Source organism: Baaleninema simplex PCC 7105, assembly GCF_000332355.1.
Classification (GTDB): domain Bacteria; phylum Cyanobacteriota; class Cyanobacteriia; order Cyanobacteriales; family Geitlerinemataceae; genus Baaleninema; species Baaleninema simplex.
On sequence record NZ_KB235959.1, the window covers coordinates 718,031 to 726,208 of the forward strand.

Genomic DNA, 8,178 nt, shown 5'->3' on the forward strand with positions numbered 1-8,178 from the left:
TGAGAACTGATGATTACCGAAGTTTTTCGGTTCCACGCGGAAAACAGCTCGTGTGGGTAAAAGCTTCAAGCGTCAAACACGGAGATTCAGAATTTTTGACTCCACTGTACGGTCGGGCAGACCGGAACAGGTATCCCCCCTTAGCCCCCCTTACCAAGGGGAGTTGGGGGGATGCGAAACGCGCCGGCGCGATATCGACCTCTGAGCATTTGGCTTCCGAGCCAAGTGCGTAAGTCGGATGGTTGAGCTAAGAATCCCACGAATTCTATTCGTGGGAGTGTCAAACCCAACAAATGCCTTGTACCGTAAAGAAAAAATAGAGGAGCGATCGAGAACTGAGATTCGTGGGGGAAGCGAATCCCTGGAACTCAGCTCTAGCGATCGCGGATCGATAACTTGTCGTGTTTAAGCTTTCGCGACGGGGGATTTTTCGCAAAGATAATCGACGGCTGCTTGGATCGTCACCATCTTTTCAGCGTCTTCGTCGGGGATTTCGATATCGAATTCTTCTTCTAACGCCATGACCAATTCGACAACGTCGAGAGAATCGGCTCCCAAATCGTTCGCGAAGTGGGATTCGGGTTTAATGGTGTCGGGATCGTCGATTTCGAGTTGCTCGGCGACAATGCTTTTAACTTTTTCAAAAACTGTTTCTTGACTCATCGTGTACGTCCTCGATAAATGGCGAAGCCACAGTCCGAACTCAACTGAGGCACTTCCGAGTATTCGGCGGGTTCCCCGTTTCAGACAACCGACACAACCGTTTGACTCGGACTGGCTCGCGCTAGTCCTGTCCTATATTATCGGAAAGCGCGACGCGATACGCAGTGTCGATCTCGATCGATTCTGTAAAATTCAGCACGATCCTTAATTTACTGAGGATTCGCGGGTTCGATCGCTTCGGCTTCTCCAGCCCGGACGAGGGCGCGGTAGGCGATGGCCGTGACGTCAGCTCGGGTCGCGGCGCGATCGAGGTCGAGTTCTCGGTTGTCGGGGTACGCGCCGAGCAGTCCGGCGTTGACAGCGGCCGCCACGGCGGGTTTCGCCCAGTCGGGTACGGTGTCGCGGTCGGTATAGTCGCTCAAGACGGCGTCGGGATTTTCAGGACTCTCGAGTCCCAACCCAGAACTAAGCGACAGCAACACTTCAAAGCGAGTAACGGGTTGTTCGGGTTGGAACACCTGACCGGGATAGCCTTTGAGAAATCCCAGTCGCACGGCTTCGTTAATCGCTTCGACCGCCCAGTATTCGCCAGAAATGTCGTTAAAGGCGATCGCCTCGCTCGAGGAGGTTCGTCCTTCAAAGATTCGTCCGATTAAGGCGGCGAACTGCGCTCGAGTCACGGGTTCTTCGGGGGCGAAGCGGTTTTCTTCGACGCCTTCGACAAGATTCCGGGCGGACATGGCGTCGATGTAGGGTTTCGCCCAGTACTCTTCGGGAACGTCGACGAAGCCGATGGGAGTTCCCGGTTCGGCTAGGTTCGGATCGACTTGGGCGGGGGGAGCGGTGGCGGTTTCGGTCGGCGTCTCGGGGGTTGGAGGTTCGGGAGTCGTCTCTAACGTCGTCTCGGGAGAGATGGGTTCGGGGGAAGAGGTGGGAAACGCGCCTTCTGTATCGCCGGACGCGTCGCGGTTGGGGTCTCGTTCTGAAGCGGGAGTCGAAGCGATCTCCCGATCGCTCTGTCGCCCGATCTCAGTATCGGATTCGGCTTCGGTTTCGAGGTCGGGGGTATCGGTTTCGGGTTCTCCGAGGTCGAAGGCGATCTCGCTAGTTGGGGTTTCCGTTTCGGTTTCGCTCTCGGACTCCTGACGAGGTTCGCTCGGGGAGGCGATCGCGTCGGACGGAGCGGTTTCTACGAGAGTCCAAGTGCGATCGCGATCGCCCAGCGCCCAAACTCCGATACCGCCCATGACGCCGAGGGCGATAAAGATCGCGATCCACTCGTCGCGACTGACGCGTCGGGAGGAGGGAGGTTCGGGGGGAGTGGGATTGACCATGCCGATCGCCTGTTCTTTCTTCCGTTTCCTTACGATACTATCAGCGAGCCTCGAATGTTGCTCGTCGATCGAGGATTGTTAAGAATTGGACTCCAATTGACGCAAAAATCGCTCGATGAGTCCGACGGTGACAGCGGGGAGTTCTAGTTGAGGCGTCAACCCCACGTCTTCGAGAACTTCAAACTGTCGTACGGCGTCGCGGTTGAGGTCGGCCAGGCGTTTTCCGACATCGTAACTGACGAATTGGGTTTGTTTGCCCCAGAGCATGGCGGTGGGAACGGTGAGTTGGGGAAGATAGCGAGCCAAATCGAAGCAGCAGTCACCGCGAACGAAGGATAAGGCGGCGTATTCGGCGTTGGGTTGCGTGGCCGATTCGAGATAGGCTTTGACGATTTCGTCGTAAATTCGGTTGGGTTCGGCGAACTGGCGTTGTTGGAGAAACGACTGAATTCCGCCGGAGGTCGCGATCGCCGTGGTGTACAGGAGGCGATCGAGCAGGGGCGTTTTCACCAGTTGGGCGAAAAAGGTATTGTTGTAATCGTTTCCGAAGTCGGACAAGCCGCTGGGATTGGTGAGAATCAGGGATTTAAACGCTTCGGGGCGATCGATGGCCGCTCGGATGGTAAATGCAGCGGTCAGAGACGACGCGATAACCGTCACCGCTCCCTCGCAGGTTTGCTCTAAAAATTCACCGATGGTCGTGATGTAATCTTCGGGTTTATAGTCTCGTTCGGGATGGTGCGATCGCCCCCAGCCTATTAAATCGGGAGCGAGAATCCGATATCGTGAGGCGAAGGCGGGATACACTTTCGACCATTCGTAAGCCGAGGAACCGCCCCCCAATCCGTGAAGGAACACGAGGGTTGGCGAGGGCGTTTCTGACGGTGCGATCGTCCACATTTCCCCGCTGGCCGTGTAATACGCCATACGTCCGAGGGACGTTTCGATCGATTTTTGCTCGAATCCAGGTGGAATTAACATAATTGATAATTGAGAGGGAACAGGGAACGGGGAACAGGGAACGGGGAACAGTCACCAGTGAAGACAGGGAACGGGGAACAGGGAACGGGGAACAGTCACCAGTGAAGACAGGGAACGGGGAATCGGGAATCGGGAACGGGGAATCGGGAACGGGGAATCGGGAACGGGGAACTTTTACAGTTAGCAGTGAACAGTGAAGACAGTTAACAAGTAACAGTTTCTTCCTTAGTCTCCCCTTCTCCCCCTCTCCCCCTCTCCCCTTCTCCCCCTCTCCCCATCTCCCCCTCCGCTAGTTTTCTTCACTAAACGAATCCCTTCAATTTCCATCGTTTTTTCCAGGGCTTTGGCCATATCGTACAGCGTGAGGGCGGCGACGGAGACGGCAGTGAGGGCTTCCATCTCTACACCCGTTTCAGCTTTCGTTTTAACGGTCGCTTCGAGGCGATAACCCGGAATTTCGGAATCGGGGCTGATTCGCACGTCAATTTTCGTCAGCGGAAGCGGATGACATAGGGGAATCAGTTGAGAGGTTTGTTTGGCGGCGAGGATTCCGGCCAGTTTGGCAGTGGTGAGAACGTCCCCTTTGGGCGCGTTTCCCGATTCGATCGCTTCGAGGGTTTCCCGTTTCATGCGAATGACTCCAGCGGCTACGGCTTCTCGTACTGTGGGGGATTTGTCCGAAACGTCTACCATTCGGGCGTCACCGCCCTCGTCGAGATGGGTTAGAATTTTTTTCGGTTCGGGGGGTTGTCTCATCCAGAAATCTCTGTTAAGATGTAAATCTAGTGACGAGCGCGGTTTGCGAGTCACGAAGGGGCTTGTAGCTCAGTGGACTAGAGCACGTGGCTACGGACCACGGTGTCGGGGGTTCGAATCCCTCCTAGCCCGTTTTAATTGTAAAAGGGTCGTTCCCAAAAAGGAACGGCCTTTTTGCAGTGAAGAGACAAGAGTGGGGACAGGTAAAAGTTTCACCTCATCACCTCACTGGTGACTGGTGACTGTATTAACTGTCTCGCAAGACGTACCCGACACCACGAACGGTTTGAATGAGGCGTTTTTCACCTTCGTTTTCAATTTTTAGGCGAAGATAGCGGATATACACTTCAATCACGTTCGATTCGCCCATAAATTCGTATCCCCAGACGTTTTCGAGGATTTGCTCTCGGGTGAGAACCTCTCGGGGATGTTCCATGAGAAACTTGAGTAACTCGAATTCTTTCATGGTGAGATCGATCGCCCGTCCACCTCGTATGGCTTGACGAGACGATAAGTCGAGAACGAGATCGACAAACCGCAGTTGATTTGTATCCTGACGTTCCGGCTTCAAATAAAATTCCACCATACAGAGGAATTTCTCGCTGGAATAGGGTTTCATCACGTAATCGTCCGCCCCAGCTTCCAAACAGGCTACGCGATCGTCGACGGTATCGCTGGCGAGAAGCATCAAAATGGGAACGCGATGTCCTGTACTGCGAAGGTGTTTGCACAGCCACAGCCCGGAATTTCCCGGTAAAATGCGATCGATGGCGATCAGTCCCGCTTGGACTTCATCAGCTTGCGTCAAACCGCTATTGGCGTCGTGGGCGAGAATCGGGTTGTATCCCCCTTCTTTCAAGTCTAAGGCGATCCGTTGGGCTAACGTCACGTCCGATTCGACAACCAACACGCAAGACTGACAGCCAAATCCGGTTGAATCGACACGATCGAGTAAAGCAGCATCCATAGGAAACTTCAGGGAGTTTGAGGGTTGAAACTGTGGCGTTGAAAGCGTTTGGAGCTAATGCCGCAACATCACCACTATAACAGTCGTCAACTGGAGCGGCGCAATGCCCTTCGTGCCAACATCCACCTAGGATAGAGTTGAAAGAGGTTCGATAGTTTGGGTTCGTCTGACCGTATCGGACGGAAATTCTTATGACTTCCTCGTTTTTTGATGGAAAACGCCAGTTTTTCGATATCTGGGCTTCAAACTACGATTGTTTGTTGACGACGGTATTTTACCAGGCGATTCACCAACGGCTGTTGGAATTCGTCGAACTTCCACCGTCGCCTCGGCTTCTGGATTTGGGATGTGGAACGGGGCGATTGCTCGATCGCTTCGCGAGAACCTATCCCGATTTGCAGGGAACGGGACTCGATCTTTCTTTGGAAATGATACAACAGGCCCGAAAGCGAAACGCCTTCGACGATCGCCTCGACTTTGCGGTGGGAAACGTCGAAAGCCTCCCCTTTGACGCCGAACAGTTCGACGCGGTATCTTGTACCGTCAGCTTTCTACACTATCCTCGCCCCGAGGTGGCGATCGCGGAAATCGATCGCGTTTTAAAACCGGGAGGGCGATTTTATTTCGTCGATTACCTTCCGTTTGAAGGGTTTGGCGAAAACAGTATTTATCCGGTGTCTCCTGGGGGCTTGCGGTTGTATGCGCGATCGCAGCGAGAAGACTTCGCTAAACCCGTGGGTTGGCGGTGTGAAGGACACTATCACCTTCTGATTCGTATCGTGTTGACGATATTTGTCAAATCGGAAAATTAAAGTCTAAAACACTCGGGATCTGAGATAGACTCGGGTTTAGGGGTTAACGCTTTGAGAAATACTCGTCGATCGCCGATCGACTGTTTTTGAGATACCCCACAAAAAACAACCCAGACGATCGCAACTTTGGCGAAATTATTAATGAGCAAACACGTTACTATTTACACCGATGGAGCCTGTAGCGGTAACCCTGGAGTCGGGGGATACGGTACGATTTTAAGTTACGGCGAACATCAAAAAGAACTTTCAGCCGGATTCCGAAAAACCACGAACAACCGCATGGAAATGATGGCGGCGATCGTGGGATTGCAAGCTCTCAAGCAACCTTGTAAAGTATCGCTTTATTCTGACTCGAAATATCTCGTCGATGCGATGAAACAGGGATGGGCGAAACGGTGGAAAGCCAACGGTTGGCGACGCAATAAGAAAGAGATGGCGAAAAATCCCGATTTGTGGCAACAGTTACTCGAACTGTGCGATCGCCATCAAGTGGAGTTTTTCTGGGTGAAAGGACACGCGGGACACCCGGAAAACGAACGCTGCGATGCTCTTGCGGTGGCGGCGTCGCGACAAGATGAGTTACTGGTCGATGAGGAGTATGAAAACGTTTTTGGAAATTCTACCAAACCGCTATTTGAGTAAGTATTTTATCTCGATTGGTTTTTGTTTCTTTCAAGAAACATCACTTATCTTCCTAAATGCTTAAACAAGTAGGTTAAAAAGGTATAAAAATGGGAGTGAGTTCAGTTTTACAAGTCCGCGATCGCCGGTTTGTTTGGGGCGATCGCACGTATATCATGGCCGTTCTTAACGTGACTCCCGATAGTTTCAGCGACGGCGGAGATTTTGACGATCTCGAAGCGGCGATCGCCCAAGCGAAGCGTTTAGAAGCGGCGGGGGCGGACGTTCTCGATATCGGCGGACAATCTACTCGTCCGGGGGCGAAAGAGGTGTCTCTCCACGAAGAAATCGCTCGCGTCGTTCCCGTTATCGAAGCCGTGCGATCGCACAGTTCGATTCCCATTTCCATTGATACTTATCGTTCAGAAGTGGCGAAAGCTGCCCTCAACGCAGGGGCGGATATCGTCAACGACGTAACGGGAGGAATCGCCGACTCAGAAATGTTTCCCTTAGTGGGAGAACGACAGGTTCCGATGGTGTTAATGCATATGCGCGGAACTCCGAAAACCATGCAAAAACTGACACAGTACGAGGATTTAGTCGGAGAAATTAGTCGGGTATTAGACCGTCATATCACGGCAGCTACTGCCTGCGGCGTCTCACGCGATCGCATTATACTCGATCCCGGAATTGGTTTCGCCAAAACCTACGAGCAAAATTTAGAATTATTGCGCCGACTTCCCAAATTTCGAGAGTTAGGATATCCCCTGTTAGTCGGCGTATCTCGAAAAAGTTTTATCGGACAAATTCTCGATCGCAAAAAACCTAAAGATCGGGTTTGGGGAACAGCAGCAGCTTGTACGGCAGCGATCGCGAATTCAGCAGACATTTTGCGAGTTCACGACGTCGCAGAAATGAGCGATGTCGCCCGCGTTGCCGATGCTATTTTTCGAGACTCCCTGCTTCGAGACTCGCCAGACGACGGTAGAGACGTTACGAAAAACGCCTCTACTGCCAGAGAAGAACGGGAATTAAATCTTAATTCAACCCAGATTTGACGATACATCAATTACACGGCTGCACCTTCAGCGGGTTCGGCTCCCATATTCACGACAGCATTCCGTAAAATGGTGATTTGCTGTTGAAAGTCCAGCCGAATTATGGCATCGAACAGTTCTTTCGCCTCGTCGGACAGTTGATAGTTATCTGGCATAGGAATGATGGTTCCTTCGTCCATTCCTTGAGCTAAGTAATACCAGAATGCCAGTTTTGTATTGGCACTTAGTGCTCCGTATTCGCGACTAAATCGCGTACTAGCTTTTCGGGCGATATCGCGCATAATTTGCAGTTGTTCTTCCTGGGGAGTTGCTTTGACTTGTTCGTACAACCCACCGGCTACGTCACGAGCTGCTGTGGCGGGAGCAGCGGGAGTAACCGAATCGCCCATTTCCTTATAAATAAACCACAGTAGAGCTAATTGTCGATCGGTTTGAAGGCGATAAAATTGTTCGATCGCCGCGTCGAGATTCATTTCGATTTCTGCAAACGTAACCATAAATAAACTCCTTCGAGTTGCTTCAGCACAGCGAGGTTTAACGACGTTGCAACCATCGCTGCTGTTATAAAAGTTAACAATTACGATCGCTCCACCACATCTAACGATTGAAGGGAATAGGAAATTCTGCCATCTCTATCGAGAGAGAGACGCCAGCAGTGCGATCGATTCGGTAAGGCTAGAGTAGCTGCCGAGACTTCCTTTCGATTATGGTTTACCCAAAAAAGTGGGTTTAAAGCCCCGTCCTTCTAGGACGGTTAACTTATGTTAAAAATAAAGTTATCCAAAATAAAGTCCGGTAAAATAAAACTATGATAGTAAGAGAAGCCAAGTTGTTGAATGGGTCTAAGGCACAATATAAAGCCTTAGATGAAGCCATAAGAACTGCTCAGTTTATCAGAAACAAAGCAGTAAGGTTATGGCGAGATGAGTCTAAAGTAGATAAGGCTCGTCTCTCTCTGCTATGCAAAGAATTGGCGCGTGAGTTCC

Annotated in this window: 9 protein-coding genes and 1 tRNA gene; 4 read left to right on the forward strand and 6 right to left on the reverse strand. The window is 51.7% G+C overall.

What is annotated here, in order from left to right:
• Positions 1-405: 405 nt before the first annotated feature.
• From acpP to moaC, 4 genes are all read right to left on the reverse strand, one after another.
• Complete coding sequence (gene acpP, locus GEI7105_RS0123200) at positions 406-663, reverse strand: acyl carrier protein (protein WP_017662797.1); 258 nt, start codon at positions 661-663, stop codon at positions 406-408.
• A gap of 209 nt (positions 664-872) precedes the next feature.
• A complete protein-coding gene (locus GEI7105_RS0123205) occupies positions 873-1,997 on the reverse strand; it encodes an S-layer homology domain-containing protein (protein ID WP_017662798.1) in 1,125 nt (374 codons plus the stop codon).
• A gap of 78 nt (positions 1,998-2,075) precedes the next feature.
• Complete coding sequence (locus GEI7105_RS0123210; protein ID WP_017662799.1) at positions 2,076-2,978, reverse strand: alpha/beta fold hydrolase; 903 nt, start codon at positions 2,976-2,978, stop codon at positions 2,076-2,078.
• Between the two features lie 225 nt (positions 2,979-3,203).
• Complete coding sequence (moaC, locus tag GEI7105_RS0123215; RefSeq protein WP_017662800.1) at positions 3,204-3,734, reverse strand: cyclic pyranopterin monophosphate synthase MoaC; 531 nt, start codon at positions 3,732-3,734, stop codon at positions 3,204-3,206.
• A gap of 58 nt (positions 3,735-3,792) precedes the next feature.
• Between moaC and GEI7105_RS0123220 the strand changes: the two genes are divergently transcribed.
• Positions 3,793-3,866 (forward strand) — tRNA-Arg (locus GEI7105_RS0123220).
• A 115-nt stretch (positions 3,867-3,981) separates the two neighbouring features.
• Here the strand turns inward: GEI7105_RS0123220 and nblR are convergent.
• Positions 3,982-4,701 carry a response regulator transcription factor NblR gene (nblR, locus tag GEI7105_RS0123225; protein ID WP_017662801.1) on the reverse strand — a complete coding sequence of 240 codons (720 nt, stop codon included), beginning with the start codon at positions 4,699-4,701 and terminating at the stop codon, positions 3,982-3,984.
• Between the two features lie 191 nt (positions 4,702-4,892).
• Between nblR and GEI7105_RS0123230 the strand changes: the two genes are divergently transcribed.
• From GEI7105_RS0123230 to folP, 3 genes are all read left to right on the forward strand, one after another.
• On the forward strand, positions 4,893-5,513 hold the full coding sequence (locus GEI7105_RS0123230) for a class I SAM-dependent methyltransferase (RefSeq protein WP_017662802.1): 621 nt from the start codon (positions 4,893-4,895) through the stop codon (positions 5,511-5,513).
• A gap of 141 nt (positions 5,514-5,654) precedes the next feature.
• Entirely contained in the window at positions 5,655-6,155 is a 501-nt protein-coding gene (gene rnhA, locus GEI7105_RS32095; RefSeq protein ID WP_017662803.1) for a ribonuclease HI, read from the forward strand.
• An 89-nt stretch (positions 6,156-6,244) separates the two neighbouring features.
• Positions 6,245-7,192, forward strand: a complete 948-nt coding sequence (gene folP / locus GEI7105_RS0123240) for a dihydropteroate synthase (RefSeq protein WP_017662804.1) — start codon at positions 6,245-6,247, stop codon at positions 7,190-7,192.
• A gap of 11 nt (positions 7,193-7,203) precedes the next feature.
• Here the strand turns inward: folP and GEI7105_RS0123245 are convergent, their stop codons facing one another.
• Entirely contained in the window at positions 7,204-7,689 is a 486-nt protein-coding gene (locus GEI7105_RS0123245) for an orange carotenoid protein N-terminal domain-containing protein (protein ID WP_035493682.1), read from the reverse strand.
• Positions 7,690-8,178: the final 489 nt, after the last annotated feature.